An 18,802-nucleotide genomic window follows, 5' to 3' on the forward strand; every position below is an offset into this window, starting at 1 on the left:
CGGGGGACGGCTTATCGAGGCGCGACTGACAGAGCGGCACGCATGGAATCACTCAAAAATGATCAGCAGATGCCTTTGTGCGGTTGTCCGACATCTCGTCGTCGACCTCTGATCCTTCGACAGAGGTCAGATCCGCGACTAAGCAGGTCGCCGGAATTCACCACTGACGAGCCCGACATGCCCGAGACGATCGCGAGCTACGATCCCCTGCTGCGGTGGATTCATTGGGCGACCGCCCTGCTGTTCATCGCAGCGATGCTGATCGGGCTCTATTGCGGCCTTCAGCCGGCCGGCACGTCGCCGCGGCGCGAGTTGCTGGAGGTTCACAAATCGCTCGGCGTCACGCTGTTTATGCTGGCCATTCTCCGCGTGATCGTGCGGGCTCGCACCACGGCGCCGGCCGCTCCGGCCACGTTCGGACCGATGGTCCGCGCGCTGTCGCAGCTCAATCATTGGGCGCTCTATGCGCTGCTGCTGATCATGCCCGTCACCGGCTACATGTTCTCGTCGGCCGGCGGCTGTTCGCTGCGTTATTTCGGGACCTTCAGCTGGCCGCGCCTGTTCGCCGGCGACAGGACGATCGCCCATGCCGGCGAGATCACGCATGATACGCTGGCCTATCTGGTCTATCTCGTGGTCGGCCTGCACATTGCGGCCACGCTCTGGCACGCGTTTGTCAAGAAGGACGAGGCGCTGGCCCGGATGTGGCCGCGGCGGTGAGCGTGGCCGCCGTAGGGTGGGCAAAGCAGCCGCCGTCAACCGGCAACGTGCCCATCGTCGTGCGGCGAGCTCATTGCCAAGACGATGGGCACGGCGCCACACAATCTCGATCGTGGAGACCGCACGGCCGCGCCTTTGCTCCCCGACTCGACAACTATATCGGCTTCGCTGCCACAACGAGATCGCCGGCGCGCTGGTCCTGCTTCAGCAGGGCGGCGAGTTCGGTCTCGTCGAGCGTCTCCTTGACCAGCAGGCGGCGGGCGGCGCGCTCCAGCACGTCGCGCTTGTCCTGCAGCAGCTTGCGGGTGCGCTCCAGCGCGTTCGTCACGATCGTACGCACCTCGGCGTCGATCGCATCCCCCGCGGCCTCGCCATACTCGGCGCTGCGTGAGACGCCCGGCGCAAGAAACGACTGGTTGTCGCGCTCATAGGCGACCGAACCCAACTGCTCCGACATGCCGTAGCGCGTCACCATCGAGCGCGCGATGCCGGTGACGCGGCGCAGATCGTCGGCGGCGCCCGTCGACAGATGGCCGTAGACCACGAGCTCCGCGGCGCGGCCGCCGAGCAGCACCGCCATCTTGTTCTCGAGCTCCTCGCGCGTCATCAGGAAGCGATCTTCCGTCGGGCGCTGGATGGTGTAGCCGAGCGCGCCGACGCCGCGCGGGATGATCGACACCTTGTGCACGGGATCGGTGCCCGGCAGGCTCATCGCGACGATCGCGTGCCCCATCTCGTGATAGGCGACGATCTCGCGCTCCTTCGGATTGAGCAGCCGGTTGCGCTTCTCCAGACCGGCGACGATGCGCTCGATCGCATTGTTGAAATCGTCGAGCGTGACCTCGTCGGCGCCGCGCCGCGTCGCCAGCAAGGTCGCCTCGTTGACGAGGTTGGCGAGATCGGCGCCGGTGAAGCCGGGCGTCAGCGCCGCGACCTTCTCCGGATCGACGTCGGCGGCGAGCTTGGCCTTCTTCAGATGCACCTGCAGGATCTGGATGCGACCCGGCTTGTCGGGCCGGTCGACCAGCACCTGGCGGTCGAAGCGGCCGGCCCGCAGCAGCGCCGGATCGAGAATCTCCGGCCGGTTGGTCGCTGCCAGCAGCACGAGGCCGGTCGAGGAATCGAAGCCATCGAGCTCGACCAGCAACTGGTTCAGAGTCTGCTCCTTCTCGTCATGGCCGCCGGCGAACGGGCCCATGCCGCGGGCGCGGCCGAGCGCATCGAGCTCGTCGATGAAGATGATCGCGGGCGCCTTGGCGCGGGCCTGCTCGAACAGGTCGCGCACGCGCGCGGCACCGACGCCGACGAACATCTCGACGAATTCCGAGCCCGAGATCGAGAAGAATGGCACGCCGGCCTCGCCCGCGACCGCCTTGGCGAGCAGCGTCTTGCCGGTGCCGGGCGGGCCGACCAGCAGCACGCCCTTGGGCATGCGGCCGCCGAGACGGCCATAGGATTTCGGATCCTTCAGGAACGAGACGATCTCGCGCAGTTCGTCCTTGGCCTCGTCGACGCCGGCAACGTCGTCGAATCGGACGCCCGTGTTGGATTCGACGTAGACCTTGGCCTTGCTCTTGCCGATCTGCATCAGGCCGCCGCCGAGCCCGCCGGCGCCACCCATCATCCGGCGCGACAGCCAGTACCAGACGCCGAAGAACAGCGCGATCGGCATCACCAGCGAGAGGATGTCGCCGAGGATATTGCTCTCGACGCGACCGGTGAAGGTGACGTTGGCCTTGCTGAGCTCCTTGGCGAACTCCTGGTCGACGCGCGTCGTCGCGAAGCGCGACTGGCCGCTGGGCAGCGGCTCCTTCAGCGTGCCTTCCAGGTAGTTCTCGGAGACGCCGACCTCCTTCACCTTGCCGGCTGCGAGCAGGTCCTGGAATTGACTGTAGGGAATGACGGCGACCTGGCGATAGCTCGTCCACGCATTGTGGATCATCATCGCGACGAAGATCGCGACGATCGCGTACCAGAGATTGAAGCGGGTCTGCTTGGTCATGGGTCTCTCAATCGGGTGATCAGTCGAAATCGAGTGTCCGCGAACGGCGGATCAAGCGGCCACGCGTCAGGTGCGGTCCTGCGCTGCGACCTCGGGCACGAACACCGTGACCGCACGCGGCAGCACGGAGAAGCGCGCCGGCGTGAAGGTGACGAGCTCGCCATCGGCATTGATCCGGCGCGGACGGCGCGTGCGGATCTCGAACGATGTATCACGCGAGGCCCGCACCTCCTGCCACAGGCCGTGGCGGCCTTTGCGGAAGTCATAGGCCATCGCCAGCAGCTTCCAGATGCGGCCGATCTCCAGCGAATACAGATCGAGATGGGAATCGTCGATCTCGGCGCGGTGATCGACCGCCATGCCGCCGCCGTAGTAGCGGCCATTGCCGACCGCGATCTGCAGTGTCTTCACCCGCACCGCGCCGTCGGACGATACGATCATCGCGCGGAACGGCCGTGCATTGGTCAGCACCTTCAGCGCCGTGAGCGCATAGCCGAGCCGGCCGAACCTCCGCTTGGTTTCCTTGGTCAGCTGCCGCGCGAGCTCGGCGCTCAAGCCGAGGCTGGCGACGTTGAAGAACGGGTGCCCGTTGACCTCGCCGAGATCGATCCGGCGGCGATGGCCGGCCGCAATCACATCGACCGCGGCCTCCATATCCGCCGGCAGGCCAAGCGTGCGGGCAAGGTCATTGGCGGTGCCAGCCGGAATGATGCCCAGCGGCAGGCCGGTCTTGAGCAGTGCAGGCGCAGCCGCGTTCAGGCTGCCGTCCCCCCCGGCGACGACGACCGCTTCCGCATCGTCGGCATGGGCTTCGATCCACGGCGCCACCTCGCGCGGACTATGCGGCGCCGAGATCACGAGATCATAGCCGGCTGCGCTCAGCCGCGACACGGCAACGCCGGCCGCCTCGCCGCCGGAGCGGCTGCCGCGATTGATGATCATCAAGAGGCGGCGCGTTGCCACGGCCGGGCGCGACGGCGGCGCCTTCGCGATCGATACCTGGTCACCCCCCGTGGTCACGATTGTCTCCCGTACACAAAATGCCAGCGCGCTCCAGCGCACAGGTTCCATACAAAGTGGCGAGCAGGCGCTCCGGTTCCATCACGATCACCGCCGCCCATCCAGGCGATGCCGGGAGGTTTCAGCGGGGTAACGATTGTTGGGATGGTGATGTGGGGGCGAGAGCCGCAAGGCCCGATAGCAACAAGCGACGCGTGGGGCCGCATCTCGTCAAACTCCTCAATAGCGCCCGAAGTGCGCAATACCGCCAGCGGCAGCGGTCATGAAAGAGAGTCCGACATCATAGTCTCACGGACTATCAGAGGGGCCCGGATCTCCGGCCCTCTGGAATTAGTTCACCGCCGCACGGCCGCAAGACGGCCGCCGGGCAGCAGACACTCTGTCGCACCTCGCCGTTCATCTGCTGAACGCAGATGCGAACGGCGGGCTCTTGAAAACCGCAGGCTCTTGAAAACCAATCGGCAGACACATACGTCCGTCGCCTACCCCTGGTCCGGGCCCCTCTGGTGAAGCTGCCGGTGCGCTCACGATGTCGGACCTGACATCAATCTCACCGGCTTGAAAGAGGGACCCGTCGTGGAATTCCTGCTCATCGCGTTTGCCGGCAAGCCCGTCTGGATGTGGCTCGCCTTCCTCGCAATCGTGCTCGCCCTCCTCGTCTTCGATCTCGGCATCCTCCATCGCAAGACGCGCGAGATCTCGGTACGCGAGAGCCTCGTCATGAGCGGCATCTACATCATGCTCGCCCTCGCCTTCGGCGCCTGGGTATGGTGGCAAATCGGCGCCGAGGCCGGCACCGCCTATCTCACCGCGTTCACGATCGAGAAGGCGCTGGCGATGGACAACGTCTTCGTCATCGCCATGATCTTCAGCTACTTCTCGATCCCGCGCGCCTATCAGCACCGCGTGCTGTTCTGGGGCATCGTCGGCGTCATCGTGCTGCGCGCGATCATGATCGGGCTCGGCGCCGCGATCGTCGCCCAGGCGAGCTGGGTGCTCTACCTGTTCGCGCTGTTCCTGGTCGCGACCGGCATCAAGATGCTGGTGTTCAGGGACACGCCGCACGACATCGGCGCCAACCCGGCGCTGGCCTGGGTGCGCCGCCGCTTCGACGTCACCGACCGCCTGCACGAAGAGCACTTCTTCGTGCGCCAGCCTGATGCGCGCGGCAAGCCGACCTGGTTCATGACGCCGCTGTTCCTGGCGCTGATCCTGATCGAATTTGCCGACGTCATCTTCGCGGTCGACTCGGTGCCCGCGATCTTCGCGATCTCGACCGACCCCTTCGTGGTCTACACGTCGAACATCTTCGCGATCCTCGGCCTGCGCGCGCTCTATTTCGCGCTTGCCGCGATGGTGGATCGCTTCCAGTATCTCAAGCTGGCGCTGGCGGCGGTGCTGATCTTCATCGGCTCGAAGATCTTCCTGGCCGACCTGCTCGGGCTCGAGAAGTTTCCGCCCGCGATTTCGCTCGGCATCACCTTCGGTCTGCTCGGCGCCGGCATCGCCTATTCGCTGTGGAAGACGCGGCCTGCGGTCGAGCCGATGAAGTGAGGCAGGTCGAAGGACAAGAGGTTGCTGCGTGGCAATGAATGATGTCGCATCCGACGACGAGGACTCCTCGGCGCCGCGCCGTCACAACGGGCCGATCAGCCGCCGGCTGCTCGCGATCGCCCGTACGGTGCGGTCCGAGGAACCGTCGATCGGCGAGTTGTTCGACCGGCTGGAATCGGAAGGTCTTGGCCTGACCCTGCTGCTGCTGACCCTGCCGGCGCTGATCCCGTTGCCGGGCCCATTCGGCGTGGTGTTCGGCACCTTTGTCGCGCTGGTCGCGCTGCAGATCCTGTTCGGCGCCGAGCGGCTATGGCTGCCCGAACAGTTGCGCCGCCGGCCGGTGCCGCAGCGGCTGCTGCGCAAGATAATCCGCGCCGGTCTCGACTGGGCGGGCTATGCCGAACGCGGCCTGCGCGAGGAGCGGCTGGTCTGGCTGACCGGCCGGCCGGCGCGGATGCTGCTCGCGCTGCCGCTGCTTCTGATGGCGGTCACCATCATCCTGCCGATCCCGATGGGCAACGTGATGCCGGCGCTGGCGCTGATCGCCGCCTCGATCGGCTTCATGGCAGGCGACGGCCTCGCCGTGCTCGTGTCGATCCTGATTGCGATGGCTGCGGTGGTCTGGACTGCCGTTCTGCTCTACACCGGCGCCGCAGCAGCCGACTATGCCGCAACTCTCCTGGCCCGCTTAGCTGTGCATCTGCGGGCGATGCTGGAAAGCGTCGGTGTCGATCTCGGCTTTGCCGCAGGCGTGACAACCGTATTTGCAGTGGTAACCGGCATCGCGGCGCTTGCCTTCTGGGTGCAGGCGGTACGCCACCGGCGCAGCCGGCGCGCATCCTTCGATCCGGCGCAGGATCCGCGCGAGCGCTCCCGCGCGCTGGCGCGTCGCGGCCGCGGCCTCGTGGCCGCCGCGAGCATTGCGACCACCGCAGCCGCCGTCTTCATCGCCACGCGTTTCATGCTCACCGGCTCGATCTGAAGTTCCGCCTGTGGCGGCGCGGCCGCACGACGGTGCATTGCGGCTGCGACGGACATATCTTCGTGAGCACCTGCCGGCCGGAAGCGCGAGCACTTGTCATTGAAGCAGCAACAAAAAATGCGACCGGTAAGCTCTGGCGCGTCGCGCATCGTCGACGGCCTGCGAGAAATGCCACTGTCCCTTTGTGCCGGCTGCAGCTATACGAGAGATGACTGTCATTAAACGGTTACAGAATCGACACATGCCCGATTCGAACGCACCGGCGTCGATCCACGGCAGTGGCCATGCGGTCGGCGTGCGGGAGAGTGGTGAGTCGGCGAGCAGCGATCCCGGTGGCGCCGCCGATCGCTTGACTGCGCAGCACCTAGCCGATCACGCGGCCACGCAGGAGGATGCCGCAGCGCTTGGCGTGGAGGTCGCGGCGCCGTCCTTGCCGGATCCGGCGGCCGGCAGCGGCCACGAGATCGAGCTGAAACTCCTCGTCGCGCCCGATCAACTCGCCGGCTTCAACAACGCACCGGTCGTCACCGCGCATGCGCGCAACAAGGGCTCGCGCAAGCATCTGACATCGGTCTACTACGACACGCCGAAGCGCACGCTGTGGAAGAACGGCTTCACCTTGCGGGTGCGCCAGAGCGGCTCGCGCTTCGTGCAGACCGTGAAAGAGCAGCACAGCGACGACCCACTCAAGCGCGGAGAGTGGGAGGCCAGCGTCAGCTCGCTGGCGCCAGATCCGGTGCTGGCGGCCGCGCTGCTGCCGGAGGAGCTTCGCTCCGCGCTGGCCGAGGCAACGCTCGAGGCGGTGTTCACGACCGACGTGCATCGTCACGCGCGCATGCTCGACTTGCCCGGCGCGACCATCGAGATCGCGTTCGACAGCGGTGTCATCAAGGCCGGCGAGCACCGTGAGATCGTGAGCGAGATCGAGCTGGAGCTCAAGAGCGGCAACCCCGCCGCCATCTACGAGATCGCACAGCGCATCGCCGATCACGGACCGATCAGACCTTCGATCCGCAGCAAATCCGCGCGCGGTTTCGACCTCGCAGCCGGAGCAGCGCCGGGGGCCGAAAAGCCGCCCAAGCTGCGCCTCGATCCGGCGGTGTCTCTCGACGAGAGCTTCGCTCTCGTCCTGCGCGGCAGCCTGCATCATCTGCTGCAGGCCATGCCTGCGGCAGAGGACGGACGCGATACGGAAGGCGTGCATCAGTTGCGGGTGGCGCTGCGCCGCCTGCGCGCCGCGTTGCATCTGATGCGGCCGCTCGGGACCTCGGCGACGCTCGACGGTCTCGAGGCGGATGCGCGCTGGCTGGCACAGAGCCTCTCGGCGGCGCGCGACCTCGACGTGTTCCTGACCGATACGCTGCCCGAGATCGCCGAGGCCTGCCCCACTGTTGCAGGCTTCGACTCGCTCCGGGCGCTCGCCGAGCGGCGGCGCGATCTCGCCTATCGCACGCTGCGCATCGCGCTTGCCGAGCGCCGCTGCGCCGCTTTCGTGCTCGGCCTCGGCGAATGGATCGAGACCCGCGGCTGGCGCAACGACGTCTCCCCCGACGATCTCCGACGCCTCGCGGCGCCCGCGATCGATTTCGCCGGGCCTGTCCTGTCGGAGCGCCACCAGAAGGTGCTCAAGCGCGGCCGCCGCTTCAAGAAGCTGTCGGCCGAGCGGCGCCACCGGCTGCGTCTCGCGCTGAAGAAGCTGCGCTACAGCATCGACTTCCTGCTGCCGCTCTACGGCGCGAGCAAATCGGCGAAGAAATATGCCAGGACGCTCGCCGGCTTCCAGGAACAGCTTGGCCACTACAACGACATGGCGGTCACCGCCGGCGTGATCGAGACCCTCGGCACCACCTCCACCGAGGCGGCGATCGCGGCCGCCGCGATCACCGGCTGGCAGTCGCATGCCATGGCCGGCGTGGAGGAGCCGTTGCGCGAGGCGTGGCGCGCCTTCACGAAGGCGCCGACGCCATGGCAGGCCGAGGAGGCGTGACGACCGGACGCGGTGACGTCGGTTCATGGACCGCATTGATCTGGTTCAAGGCGTCTGGTCGAGCTGTTTGGGAGCGTGATCTCATGAAGATATCCAGCGTGACGTGTCCCCATTGCCGTGCCGCCTACGAGATCGCGGAATCGACCTCCGCCATTGGCGCTGCCGGGCGGTTCGACTGCGGCGTCTGCGGCACGCCATTGGCGGCGTGGGACGAGCCGAAGCTGCGGGCCTTCCGCCTGGAGGTACCACCCGAGCGCAAATATCCCCGCGTGCCGGCCCCCGCCCCGCTCACCTGACTCCCGTTCCGCAATCCGGAACGCCCGGCGTGGTCCGTCGAGGTGACCGCGCATCCGCGCATGGCGCCATGGCCGGCGGCAACTTGCCTGGCTTTTTTGACCGGGTCATAGTCGGTCACCGCGCGGTGCTGCCGGCTGGCTTGGCCGCATCCACTGCAGCGTCCCGATCCACTTCAGCGAGTCATCCGGTCCTCATGCCCATCCTCAACAGCATCGCCGCGCTCTCCGACGAAATGGCCGCTTGGCGCCACGACTTCCACGAACATCCCGAGCTGCTGTACGAGGTGCATCGCACCGCCGGCATCGTCGCCGACAAGCTGCGCGCATTCGGCTGCGACGAGGTGGTGACGGGCATCGGCCGCACCGGCGTGGTCGGCGTGATCCGCGGCCGCAAGTCCGCCTCCGGCAGGACCATCGGCCTGCGCGCCGACATGGATGCGCTCCCGATCGAGGAAACCTCTGGCGTTCCCTACGCCTCGAAGACGCCGGGCCTGATGCATGCCTGCGGCCACGACGGCCACACCGCGATGCTGCTGGGCGCTGCGAAATATCTCGCCGAGACCCGCAATTTCGACGGCACCGCCATCGTCATCTTCCAGCCGGCCGAGGAAGGCGGCGCCGGCGGCAAGGCGATGGTCGATGACGGGCTGATGACGCGCTGGGGCATCCAGGAGGTCTACGGCATGCACAACATGCCGGGCGTGCCCGAAGGCCATTTCGAAATCTCGCCCGCCGCGATGCTGGCCTCGGCTGATGCGATCCACATCAAGGTCACCGGCAAGGGCGGCCATGGCGGTGCCGGCCCGCACCGGGCGGTCGACAGCATCCTGATCGCCTCGCAGATCGTCAACGCGCTGCAGTCGATCGTCGCCCGCAACGTCGATCCCTTGAAGTCGGCGGTGATCTCGGTGTGCTCGATCCATGGCGGCACCACCTTCAACGTGATCCCCGAGACGGTCGAGATGCTGGGCACCGTGCGCACGCTCGATCCGGAGATCCGCGATCTCGTCGAGAGGCGCATCGTCGAGGTCGCCGAGGCCACCGCGCGCGCCTATGGCGGCTCGGCCGAGGCGATCTACGAGCGCAAATATCCGGTGACGATGAATCACCCTGCGCAGGCGGCTTTCGCCGCCGACGTCGCCCGCGACGTCGCCGGCGCTGAGCGCGTCAACGACCGCGCCATTCCGCTGATGGGCGGCGAGGATTTCGCGTTCATGCTGGAGGCGCGCCCGGGCGCCTTCGTGTTCCTCGGCATGGGCCCCGGCAACGAATGCCACCACCCGGCCTACCGCTTCAACGACAACATCCTCAGCGCCGGCGCATCGTACTGGGTGAAGCTGGTCGAGAAGAGCATGCCGGCGAACTGATCGGAGCGACCGCGCAAGCTCGCAACGAGCGTCATTGCGAGGAGCCGTAGGCGACGAAGCAATCCAGGATATTCATCGGATCGCCAGTCTGGATTGCTTCGCTCCGCTCGCAATGACGGGTGTGGCTGACATCGCCGACCCCACAGGCTCCGTCATCGCGAGCGCCAGCGAAGCGTCCAGGGACGCAATGCACCGATCGGAATGGCTTCGGTTTCCTTCCACGAACAGTTCGCCCCGTATCGAAACATCGCGCGCCGCCGCCCGGCTAGGAGAAGCCATTCTCCCGCCCGCGAGGCACCATGCAGAGCCGCTCCGATCTCACGACAGAATTCGCCCTCCTGCTCGTTCTGTCCACCTTGTGGGGCGCCTCATACACCTTCATCAAGATCGGCGTCGAAACCATTCCGCCGCTGACCCTGATCGCCGCGCGCACGCTGATTGCGGGGCTGCTGCTGGCCGCGATCATCCGCAGCCGCGGCCTCGCTTGGCCGCGTGACCGGACGATTTGGCGTCGCTTCGTGATCCAGGCCGGTCTCAACAGCGTCGTGCCATTCACGCTGATCGCCTGGGCCGAGCGCACCGTCGAGGCGGGTCTTGCGACGATCCTCAACGCGACCTCGCCGATCTTCACCTTCCTGCTGACCGCGCTGGTGACGCACCACGAGCCTGTCACCCTGCGCAAGCTGGTCGGCGTCGCCGCCGGACTCGCCGGCACCTGCCTCATCGTCGGCACCGAGGCGCTGGGCGGGCTTGGCCGCGAGCTGTGGGCGCAGATTGCGATCGTCGCCGCCACCATCTGCTATGCCGGTGCGGCGATCATGGGAAAGAGCTTCAAGGGACTCGATCCGATGTTGCCGGCCGCGGGATCGCTGCTGTCGGGCGCCGCGGTGCTGATCCCGCTTGCGCTGGTCGTCGACCATCCGTGGACGCTGGCACCGTCACTGCGCTCGGTGCTGGCGCTGGTCGCGCTCGCGACCGTCTCGACTGCGGCCGCGATGGTGATCTATTTCCGCCTGGTGCAGACGCTCGGCTCGATCGGCGCCACCGCGCAATCCTATCTGCGGGTGCCGATCGGCGTTGCGATCGCCGTGGCCGGGCTCGGCGAGCACCTCGCGCCGACCGCCTGGATCGGCCTCACCTGTGTCCTCATTGGTGTGATCGCGATGACGCTGCCCGCGCGCAAGAAGCCGACAGGCGATCCGATCCAAGGTTGACCGCACGCACCAGCGCTGCTTTGAACCCAAAGCGGCAACGCTGGATCAATAAAATGCAATGCATCTTCGTTTTGCTTCTTGTCGCGCTGGCAACCACGATTGGTCCGGCCGCGGCCTCGGCCGACATCCCCTACGCGATGTCGGAGCATCCTTCACAAGACGGCCGCTGCAAAGGAGACACCGGCAAGGCCGACCTCGACCGCGACGAGCAGGCCTGCCTCGCTCAGTTGAACGATGTCGTCAGGCGCAACGGCAAGTCGCTGGAAATCACATTCAAGGATGGTTCCACCAGAAGCTACGTGACCCGACTTCCGGATGACCTACCCGGACATGAGGACGACTCGGTCGAGTACAAGCTCGTCGGCTACTTTCCGGAGCACGAACTCCTGCTGATCGAGATCGGCTATTGGGAAGGCGTGCAATGGATGCTGCTGTGGCTCAATCGCGTCATCGAGACCAAGATCCATTCGCCGCCGCACGCCTCGCCAAGCCGCCGCTGGCTGTTTTCGGTCTGCTCCAGCGAAGGTCCCTCCGGCTGCGGCAACGGGATGGAGATCGTTGCCGCGCCGTTCGACCTCAAGCTGGGGGGCTGGTCCTATCTCACCCCTGACGACGACTACACCTTCTACGAGTTCGACGGCTGGGACGGCGACGACCGCGTCAAGCTCATCGCCACCTTCAAGGTCGGCACCGAGATGAAGCCATTCCCGGCCTCTGTCGAACGCAGCAACGGCCGCTGGCAATTGAAGCTGCCAAAACAGCACCGCAAACCGCCACGTCATTAGCAGCCCGTTTCTCTCGCCGTCATTCCGGGGCGGCGCGCAGCGACGAGCCCGGAATCCATAACCACGACTGTGCAGGTGGCGAAGACGAGCATACCGGCCAGCTCGCGTCGCACAGCATCCTGTGGCTATGGATTCCGGGCTCGCGCCGCTGCGCGACGCGCCCCGGAATGACGGCGGAGAGAGTGAGGCTAAGAGTGCTGCCCTGCTTCGATGACGCAGTCGCCGACAGCAGCGTGGTCACTCATCCCCCGATCGCGATCGTCACCTTGCCGAGATGCGCGCCGCTCGCCATGTAGTGGAACGCCTCGCGCGCCTCGCTGAACGGAAACACGCGGTCGACCACCGGCTTCACCTGATGCAGCGTCAGCGCGTTCGCCAGCGCCTGGAGATCGTCGACCGAGCCGACCGTGACGCCCTGCAGCCGCTGCTGCTGCATCACCATCAGCGGCAGCCGCAGCTCCGAGGCCGGCGCACCGGCGAGCACGCCGATGAAGGCGATGGTGCCGCCGATCCGGGTGGCGCGGATCGACTCGTTCAAGGTGCCGACGCCGCCGACCTCGACCACGAGATCGACGCCCTGCCCGGTGATCTCGCGCGCCTTCTTGCCCCAATCCGGCACCTGCTTGTAGTTCAGCGTGACATCGGCGCCGAGCGCCGTCAGCCGCGCGATCTTGGCTTCACTCGACGACGTCGCGATCACCCGCGCGCCGGCCATCTTCGCGATCAGCAGCGCAAAGATCGAGACGCCGCCGCTGCCTTGCGTCAGCACGGTGTGGCCGGGCCTGATGCCGCCGAGCTTGATCACCGCGCTCCAGGCGGTGACGCCGGCGCACGGCAATGTCGCGGCCTCGACGTCGGTGAGATGCGCCGGCGTCCGCACCAGCGCGTGCATGGGAAACACCCGATACTCCGTCAACGTGCCGTCGACGGCGCCGCCCAGCGCCGCACGCATCTTCGCTTCGCTCGGCTCGCCGCCGGTCCAGCTCTCGAAGAAGCTGCCGATGACTCGGTCGCCGGTCGCGAATGCTGTGACGCCCTCACCGACCGCCTCGACCACGCCTGCGCCGTCGGACAGCGGCACCAGCGGAAATTTCTGCCGCGAGCCGTAGCCGCCCCTCACCGTGATCAGGTCACGATAGTTGATGCTCGCCGCCGTCAGCCGCACCAGCACCTCGCCCCTCCCCGGCTGCGGCACGGGCTTGTCGACCAGCGCCAGCGCATCGATTCCGCCGGGCCCCTGCAGCTCGTAACATTGCATCCGATGTCTCCCGCCCAAGCGGCGTCGCCGCTTCGTTGTTCTGCCGGGAATGGTGAAGCGTTTCGTGCCGGCGATCAAGCCGAGCCTCGTTCCGCGCGGCGGACAGACAACGCGAACGCAACGCAAATCCGATGGTCGCGGCGCCGCCGGCTCTCAGTCATCGATCAGCGGGATCACGACATGGTTCAGCACATATTCCGTGCCAACCCAGGTAATGGTGAGTGCCAGCAGCAGCAATCCAGCCAGCAGCAGCATGTCGCGCCGTTCCATCGAACACATACGCAGCAACGCCGCTGCGCGTTTCGCATCGCAGCCATGCCACGCGCCGCGAGACATGCGACGCCTGCGAGGAACCGGGCCTTCACATCGCCGCGTCGAACCTGATCCGGCAGACCAGACCTTCGTCGCGATAATCCTGCTCGATGCTGCCGCCGATCGCCGCAAGGCTCGCACGGATCATGCGCGTGCCGAAGCCCTCTTTCCCGGGCGGCTCGATCGGGTGCGGACCGAGCTCGCGCCAGGCCACGCTGCCGCGGCCGCCCTCCTGCGCGATCTGGACCTCGAGTCGTCCACCCTGGCCGCGCAGCGCGCCGTATTTGACGGCGTTGGTCGCAAGTTCGTGGAACACCAGCGCGAGATTACGCACCGCTTCCGGCCCCAACGGCATGTCCGGGCCGTCCACCGTCACGGCGCCGGAGGCGCGATACGGCTGCAGCTCGACGTCGAGCAGCATGCGCAAGGTCATCAGGCGGTGGTCCGACCAGGCGAGACTGTTGGCGCGCGCGACGGCGTCGAGCCGCAGCGCGATCGCTTCCCCTTTGGCGCGATCCTCGCCCGACAGGCTCGATCTGACGATCGCCTGAAACAACGCGAGCTGATTGTTCACGCGATGTCTCAGCTCGCCGAGCAGCAACTCGCGCGCATGCTCGCTGCGCTTCAGCTCCATCAGCGCGCCGCGACAGAGATGCCCGAGCCAGATGATCAGCGCCGCGGTGCTGAGGAATCCGACGAGGTTGATCGCCTCGGCATGATCGGGACGATCGGTGAAGCCGACGAGCACCACGGTGGCAGACAGCCAGGCGGCAAAAATGGCCGCGGGAATGCCGCCGAGCAGCGCGGCGAACACCACCGCAGGGTAGAACGTCGCGTAGGGCAGCGTCGCGCCGGCATAGTCCAGCCCGATCCGGCCCGCGGTCGAAATCGCGACGGCGAGCATGGTGAGCAGAAACGTGGTCGCCGACCACTGTCTGCCCCGAACGATCCAATCTGAGAAACTCCGACCCGCGCGCACGATTGACCCCGAGCGCAAGGTCTATCGCCGGACGCCTGCAGGAACAAGCTGAAGCAACTGCCGCATGGGCGCAAAAATTTTAGGAACTTTTGCCGCGCCGTTGCGTTTGACGGCCCTGTTGCGCCAGACGGAACGCATCATGCCGCGTGGTGGGAGAAGCGACCGCCGCGCCGCCACCGGCAAGCGTGACTACATGGCCCCTGCGCCCCCAGCGCCTCTGCTCGACACCATCAGTGCTACTCCGCGTCGCGTCGGCGCAGCACGAATGCTGGACGTTGCATGATGAGCTCGTCGCCGGCTGCGCCGATGAACTGAAAGACAACGGTATCGGAACGCTGCACGCGAGAGAGCTTGTATCCGGCGCCTCTTGCTGCGCTAACCCTAGCGGCTTGCCGCTGAGCGCCGCAGCGTCGATCATGGCGGTCATGACGACGAAATCGCGCGAGAGACTCTACGGTGCCGGCATCCGCATCGCGCAGGAGCAGGCCGCGCGCGCGCGCAAGGAAGCGGATCGTCTGGCCTGCGACGCCTGGAATAAGCGGATGCTCGGCTACAAGGGACCGGCGCAGCCGTCGCCGCTGCTCGGCGACGCGCTCAACGCGGGCTATTACTATCTCGAAGTGCGCTGCCTCGGCTGCGACACCAATCAGACCGTTGCGCTCGACATCATCAGGCGCGCCAAGACGACGCCAATCCATGAACTCGAGCGCTACATGCGCTGCCAGGACTGCTCGCGGCTGCGCGGTCGTCCCTACAAGCGCAGCGCGCTGGTGGCATTGCGCGAGACCAAGATCTCGGCCGCGCATCCGGCCTCGACATGGTGGCCCGGTGAACGATAGACAGTCGAATGCCGAGCGTCGCGTCATCTCGCATCCCCATAGAGGTACTCCGATCAGGCGCTGACGGCGCCGCTCGAAAAAATGCATGGACACCCGGAACAATCATGACGATCCGTTGTTTCGAAAACTTGCCGGCGCGGCAGGGAAGCGGAACATGTCAGAGTTGATGACCCAGCCGGACAAGCTGCGGGCCGACGCAGCGGAATGCGCCCTCATTCGTGATCTCGCCACCGACCGCGACAAGCGCGAGCTGTTCGCGCGCCTGGCCGAGCATCTGAGCATGCTCGCCGCCGAGGTCGAGCACGCGGCGCGCGCACGGGATGGGCACGCAGAGAATGCGAGCCTGCGCTGAACCGCGACGCTCGCCGGACGAACTGCGCCGATTGCGCTCCGCTGCTGTTGCGGTGCTCGCCACACAATCGCGCACCTCCCATTCGCTATAGATCGGGATGATCCGCGATCGATTCGCGCAGCGAGCGATCACGCCCCTCTCAGCGCCACAGGTGCCGATCTTGCGACGTCTCCTCCCCCGTCTCGCCTGCCTCGTTCTGCCGCTTCTCCTCGCTTTCCCCGCCACAGCCGCTGAGCTCGTCGGCCGCGTCAGCATCGTCGATGGCGACACGCTGGACATTCACGGCGAACGGATTCGCCTGTGGGGCATCGACGCGCCCGAAAGCGCGCAGCTCTGCCGCGGCCGCGACCGCAAGCCATATCGCTGCGGCGCGCTGGCCGCCAACACGCTGGACGCGTTCACGCGCAGCAAGGTTCTGCGCTGCCTGCCGGTCGATGGCGATCGCTACGGCCGCATCGTCGCGCGTTGCGCCGCCGGCGCGACGGATCTCGGCCAGTTCATGGTGTCGCGCGGGCTTGCGGTCGAGGAGCCGCAATATTCGCGCGGCGTTTACACCGCCGATCAGCGCGCCGCCCGCCGCGCCGGCCGCGGCATCTGGTCGGGCCGCTTCATCGAGCCGCCGCTCTATCGGAGCTGCATGCATGCCGGCGGCACGACGTCGGTGTGCTCGGACGGCGGGATCGGCTGGCGGTGAGCGCCGCCGCATGACGACGTCGCCTTCCACCACACCCGACACAACACCTCAATTGCCACGCGTTGGCCTCTGGCTGTACGGTCGCGCATCGCAGAGATCAGGGCTGGATGAGGACGATGACGGAGACAAAGACGCGCGTGGCGATCCTGTTCGGCGGGCGCTCGGCGGAGCACGACGTCTCGCGGGCCTCGGCGGCCAACATCGTCCGCTCGCTCGATGCCGGCCGCTACGCCGTCACGCTGATCGGCATCACCACCGACGGACGCTGGGTGCTCGCCGACGCTGCGAATGACGGCACAGGCGCGGCGCTGACCGTACCCGCTGACGGCCCGCAGATCGTGCTGCTGCCGGCCGGCCAGGGCCGCGCGCTGGTCATCGGCGACGGCGCCCCGCGCGAGCTCGCCTTCGACGTCGTGTTTCCGGTGCTGCACGGTCCGAACGGCGAGGACGGCACCGTGCAGGGCGCGCTGGAGCTCGCCGATGTCGCCTATGTCGGCGGCCGCGTGATGGGATCGGCGGCGGCGATGGACAAGGACGTCGCCAAGCGCCTGCTGCGCGATGCCGGCCTGCCGATCGTGCCGTTCGTCACCATGACGGAAGCGTCGCCTGTGACCTATGCGGCGGCGGTCGACGCCGTCGGGTCATCCGAGCTGTTCGTCAAGCCGGCCAATCTCGGCTCCTCCGTCGGCATCTCCAAGGCGCGCAACGCCGAGGAGTTCGAAGCCGCCTGCCGCCTGGCGCTGCGCTTCGACCTGAAGATCCTGATCGAGCGCTGCATCAGCCCGGTGCGCGAGATCGAATGCGCGGTGCTGGAGCGTGCCGACGGCGAGGTCGCCGCCTCCGAGCTCGGCGAGATCGTGCCCGCCGACAGCCACGGCTTCTATTCCTATGAGGCCAAATACACCGATGCCAAGGGCGCCTCGCTGCACGTCCCGGCGCGGGTCGAACCCGCTCTCGCCGCGCGCATCCGCAAGATGGCCACCGAGGTGTTCGGCGTGCTCTGCTGCGAGAGTCTCGCGCGCGTCGACTTCTTCGTCCGCGGCGAGGAGGTCTACGTCAACGAGGTGAACACCCTGCCGGGCTTCACCAACATCAGCATGTACCCGAAGATGTGGGAGGCCACCGGCCTGCCCCAGCCGGCGCTGATGGACAGTCTGATCGCACACGCGCTGGCGCGCCATGCCCGGCTCAGGCAACTGGCGTCGCAGCGCTGAGGAACGCGTCTGCGGCCGCCGCAGGTCAGCGCGGCGCCACCTTGACGCCGGCGGCGACCCGGTCGCTGGGATAGATGATCACGACATCGCCGCTGGCGACGCCGTCGGCCACGGCGGCGAACCGGCCCGAGCGCCGGATGAGCCGGACGGTGCGCAACTCGGCGCGCCCATCCTTCAGCGCGAACACCGACCAGTCGTCACCGCGCTTGAACAGCGCGCCGGTCGGAACGATGGTCGCATCCTCCTGCGTGAAGACGACGATCTGCGCATCGAGCTGATAGGCATCGCCGAGCCGCTGCCATTGCTCGGCCGGCGAGACGATGTCGATCAGCACGTTGACCCGCTGCTCCTCGACGCCGAGCGTGGAGATCTTCGTGAAAGCCGCCGGCTCGACCCGGCGAACCCTGCCCGACAGGCGGCCTGCCCCGCCCCAGCGATCGATCGTGACCTCGGCGCCGGGACGGATCTCGACCGCGTCGGTGCTCAGCACGTCGATGACCACTTCGAGATCACGGGGATCGCCGAGCTCGAGCAGCGCCGCGCCTGGCTGCACCGTCGTCTCGCTTTCCTGGATCACTTTCAGCACCAGCCCGCCGACCGGCGCGGTCACGCTCCAGCTATCCGCCGGCGCATCGGCATCGGTCTTGCTCCCGTAGCGCGCCAGCATCGCCCTGAGCTGGCTGAGCTCGTGCTCGGCGGCATGGTCGGCATATTCGGCGGCGCGCAGGTCACGTTCGGCAATCCGCATCGCGAGCTCGGCGCGCTCCCGCGCCTGCGCCGTCGCGGCTCCGCTGGCGGCCAGGGCCGTGGTACGCGCCAGATCGGCGCTCGCCTGCGCACTCTGCGCCTGCGCTCGGGCCACTACCTCCTTGGCGCGCTCGACATTGGCCTCTGCCGCACCGAGCAGCTCCTCGACCTCGCGGCGGGCCCGCGGATCGAGCAGCGGCGCCGGCGCCGGCATGATTGTGGCGACCACGTCGTCGGCCTTGACCTGGTCGCCGGCCTTGAAGCGGATGCGGCCGAGACGGCCGGCGAGCGGCGCGGCCACGACGTAGCGCTGGCGCACCCGCGTCTTGCCGTCGTCCTCGACGGTGGCAACGAACCGCCCTTTCGTCACCGCGGCCGTCTCCACCGGGACGGGGCCCGGCATCATCATCCAGGCGATGACGGCGGCCGCCGCCAGAACGCTCGATACGATGACGACGCGGCGCAAAACGGGTGGCATGC

At 67.2% G+C, this 18,802-nt stretch carries 18 protein-coding genes; 12 read left to right on the plus strand and 6 right to left on the minus strand.

The features are described from left to right. Nucleotides 1-177 precede the first annotated feature (177 nt). Nucleotides 178-720 (plus strand): cytochrome b, encoded by a 543-nt coding sequence (locus tag QW861_RS05220; protein ID WP_315749341.1) that lies wholly within the window; start codon nucleotides 178-180, stop codon nucleotides 718-720. 154 nt (nucleotides 721-874) lie between these two features. On the opposite strand, the gene ftsH is transcribed toward QW861_RS05220, so the two are convergent. Next, complete coding sequence (ftsH, locus tag QW861_RS05225) at nucleotides 875-2,722, minus strand: ATP-dependent zinc metalloprotease FtsH (protein WP_316192764.1); 1,848 nt, start codon at nucleotides 2,720-2,722, stop codon at nucleotides 875-877. 66 nt (nucleotides 2,723-2,788) lie between these two features. Next, nucleotides 2,789-3,742, minus strand: a complete 954-nt coding sequence (locus QW861_RS05230) for a lipid kinase (protein ID WP_315749338.1) — start codon at nucleotides 3,740-3,742, stop codon at nucleotides 2,789-2,791. Between the two features lie 576 nt (nucleotides 3,743-4,318). On the opposite strand from QW861_RS05230, the gene QW861_RS05235 reads away from it, so the two are divergent. From QW861_RS05235 to QW861_RS05265, 7 genes are all read left to right on the plus strand, one after another. Beyond that, nucleotides 4,319-5,296 (plus strand): TerC family protein, encoded by a 978-nt coding sequence (locus QW861_RS05235; protein WP_315749337.1) that lies wholly within the window; start codon nucleotides 4,319-4,321, stop codon nucleotides 5,294-5,296. Nucleotides 5,297-5,324: 28 nt separating this feature from the next. After that, nucleotides 5,325-6,278 carry an exopolysaccharide biosynthesis protein gene (locus QW861_RS05240; RefSeq protein WP_315749335.1) on the plus strand — a complete coding sequence of 318 codons (954 nt, stop codon included), beginning with the start codon at nucleotides 5,325-5,327 and terminating at the stop codon, nucleotides 6,276-6,278. Nucleotides 6,279-6,519: 241 nt separating this feature from the next. Continuing rightward, the gene (locus QW861_RS05245; RefSeq protein WP_315749333.1) at nucleotides 6,520-8,265 is read left to right on the plus strand and encodes a CHAD domain-containing protein; all 1,746 of its coding nucleotides are present in this window, start codon (nucleotides 6,520-6,522) and stop codon (nucleotides 8,263-8,265) included. A gap of 83 nt (nucleotides 8,266-8,348) precedes the next feature. Then, entirely contained in the window at nucleotides 8,349-8,561 is a 213-nt protein-coding gene (locus QW861_RS05250; RefSeq protein ID WP_315749332.1) for an MJ0042-type zinc finger domain-containing protein, read from the plus strand. A gap of 194 nt (nucleotides 8,562-8,755) precedes the next feature. Next, the gene (locus QW861_RS05255) at nucleotides 8,756-9,928 is read left to right on the plus strand and encodes a M20 aminoacylase family protein (RefSeq protein ID WP_315749331.1); all 1,173 of its coding nucleotides are present in this window, start codon (nucleotides 8,756-8,758) and stop codon (nucleotides 9,926-9,928) included. Between the two features lie 299 nt (nucleotides 9,929-10,227). Beyond that, nucleotides 10,228-11,142 (plus strand): DMT family transporter, encoded by a 915-nt coding sequence (locus QW861_RS05260; protein WP_315714804.1) that lies wholly within the window; start codon nucleotides 10,228-10,230, stop codon nucleotides 11,140-11,142. A gap of 53 nt (nucleotides 11,143-11,195) precedes the next feature. Beyond that, entirely contained in the window at nucleotides 11,196-11,927 is a 732-nt protein-coding gene (locus tag QW861_RS05265; protein WP_315749328.1) for a hypothetical protein, read from the plus strand. A gap of 241 nt (nucleotides 11,928-12,168) precedes the next feature. Here QW861_RS05265 and QW861_RS05270 read toward each other — a convergent pair whose 3' ends face one another. From QW861_RS05270 to QW861_RS05280, 3 genes are all read right to left on the minus strand, one after another. Next, nucleotides 12,169-13,185 carry an NAD(P)-dependent alcohol dehydrogenase gene (locus tag QW861_RS05270; RefSeq protein WP_315749326.1) on the minus strand — a complete coding sequence of 339 codons (1,017 nt, stop codon included), beginning with the start codon at nucleotides 13,183-13,185 and terminating at the stop codon, nucleotides 12,169-12,171. A 153-nt stretch (nucleotides 13,186-13,338) separates the two neighbouring features. Next, complete coding sequence (locus QW861_RS05275; protein WP_315749324.1) at nucleotides 13,339-13,521, minus strand: hypothetical protein; 183 nt, start codon at nucleotides 13,519-13,521, stop codon at nucleotides 13,339-13,341. Between the two features lie 25 nt (nucleotides 13,522-13,546). Then, nucleotides 13,547-14,401: an HWE histidine kinase domain-containing protein gene (locus QW861_RS05280; protein WP_315714808.1), complete on the minus strand. Its 855-nt coding sequence runs from the start codon at nucleotides 14,399-14,401 to the stop codon at nucleotides 13,547-13,549. Between the two features lie 500 nt (nucleotides 14,402-14,901). On the opposite strand from QW861_RS05280, the gene QW861_RS05285 reads away from it, so the two are divergent. The 4 genes from QW861_RS05285 (at nucleotide 14,902) to QW861_RS05300 (ending at nucleotide 17,575) form a co-directional block, all read left to right on the plus strand. Further along, nucleotides 14,902-15,315, plus strand: a complete 414-nt coding sequence (locus QW861_RS05285) for a hypothetical protein (protein ID WP_315714984.1) — start codon at nucleotides 14,902-14,904, stop codon at nucleotides 15,313-15,315. 166 nt (nucleotides 15,316-15,481) lie between these two features. Beyond that, the gene (locus QW861_RS05290; protein WP_315714985.1) at nucleotides 15,482-15,667 is read left to right on the plus strand and encodes a hypothetical protein; all 186 of its coding nucleotides are present in this window, start codon (nucleotides 15,482-15,484) and stop codon (nucleotides 15,665-15,667) included. Nucleotides 15,668-15,824: 157 nt separating this feature from the next. Continuing rightward, nucleotides 15,825-16,361, plus strand: coding sequence for a thermonuclease family protein (locus tag QW861_RS05295; RefSeq protein WP_316185395.1), 537 nt, complete (start codon nucleotides 15,825-15,827; stop codon nucleotides 16,359-16,361). Between the two features lie 116 nt (nucleotides 16,362-16,477). Next, nucleotides 16,478-17,575 (plus strand): D-alanine--D-alanine ligase family protein, encoded by a 1,098-nt coding sequence (locus QW861_RS05300; RefSeq protein WP_316192765.1) that lies wholly within the window; start codon nucleotides 16,478-16,480, stop codon nucleotides 17,573-17,575. Nucleotides 17,576-17,600: 25 nt separating this feature from the next. Here QW861_RS05300 and QW861_RS05305 read toward each other — a convergent pair whose 3' ends face one another. Further along, a complete protein-coding gene (locus QW861_RS05305; protein ID WP_315714811.1) occupies nucleotides 17,601-18,800 on the minus strand; it encodes an efflux RND transporter periplasmic adaptor subunit in 1,200 nt (399 codons plus the stop codon). Nucleotides 18,801-18,802: the final 2 nt, after the last annotated feature.

Origin of the sequence: Bradyrhizobium sp. SZCCHNRI1029, assembly GCF_032487555.1 — a bacterium.
GTDB lineage: Bacteria > Pseudomonadota > Alphaproteobacteria > Rhizobiales > Xanthobacteraceae > Bradyrhizobium.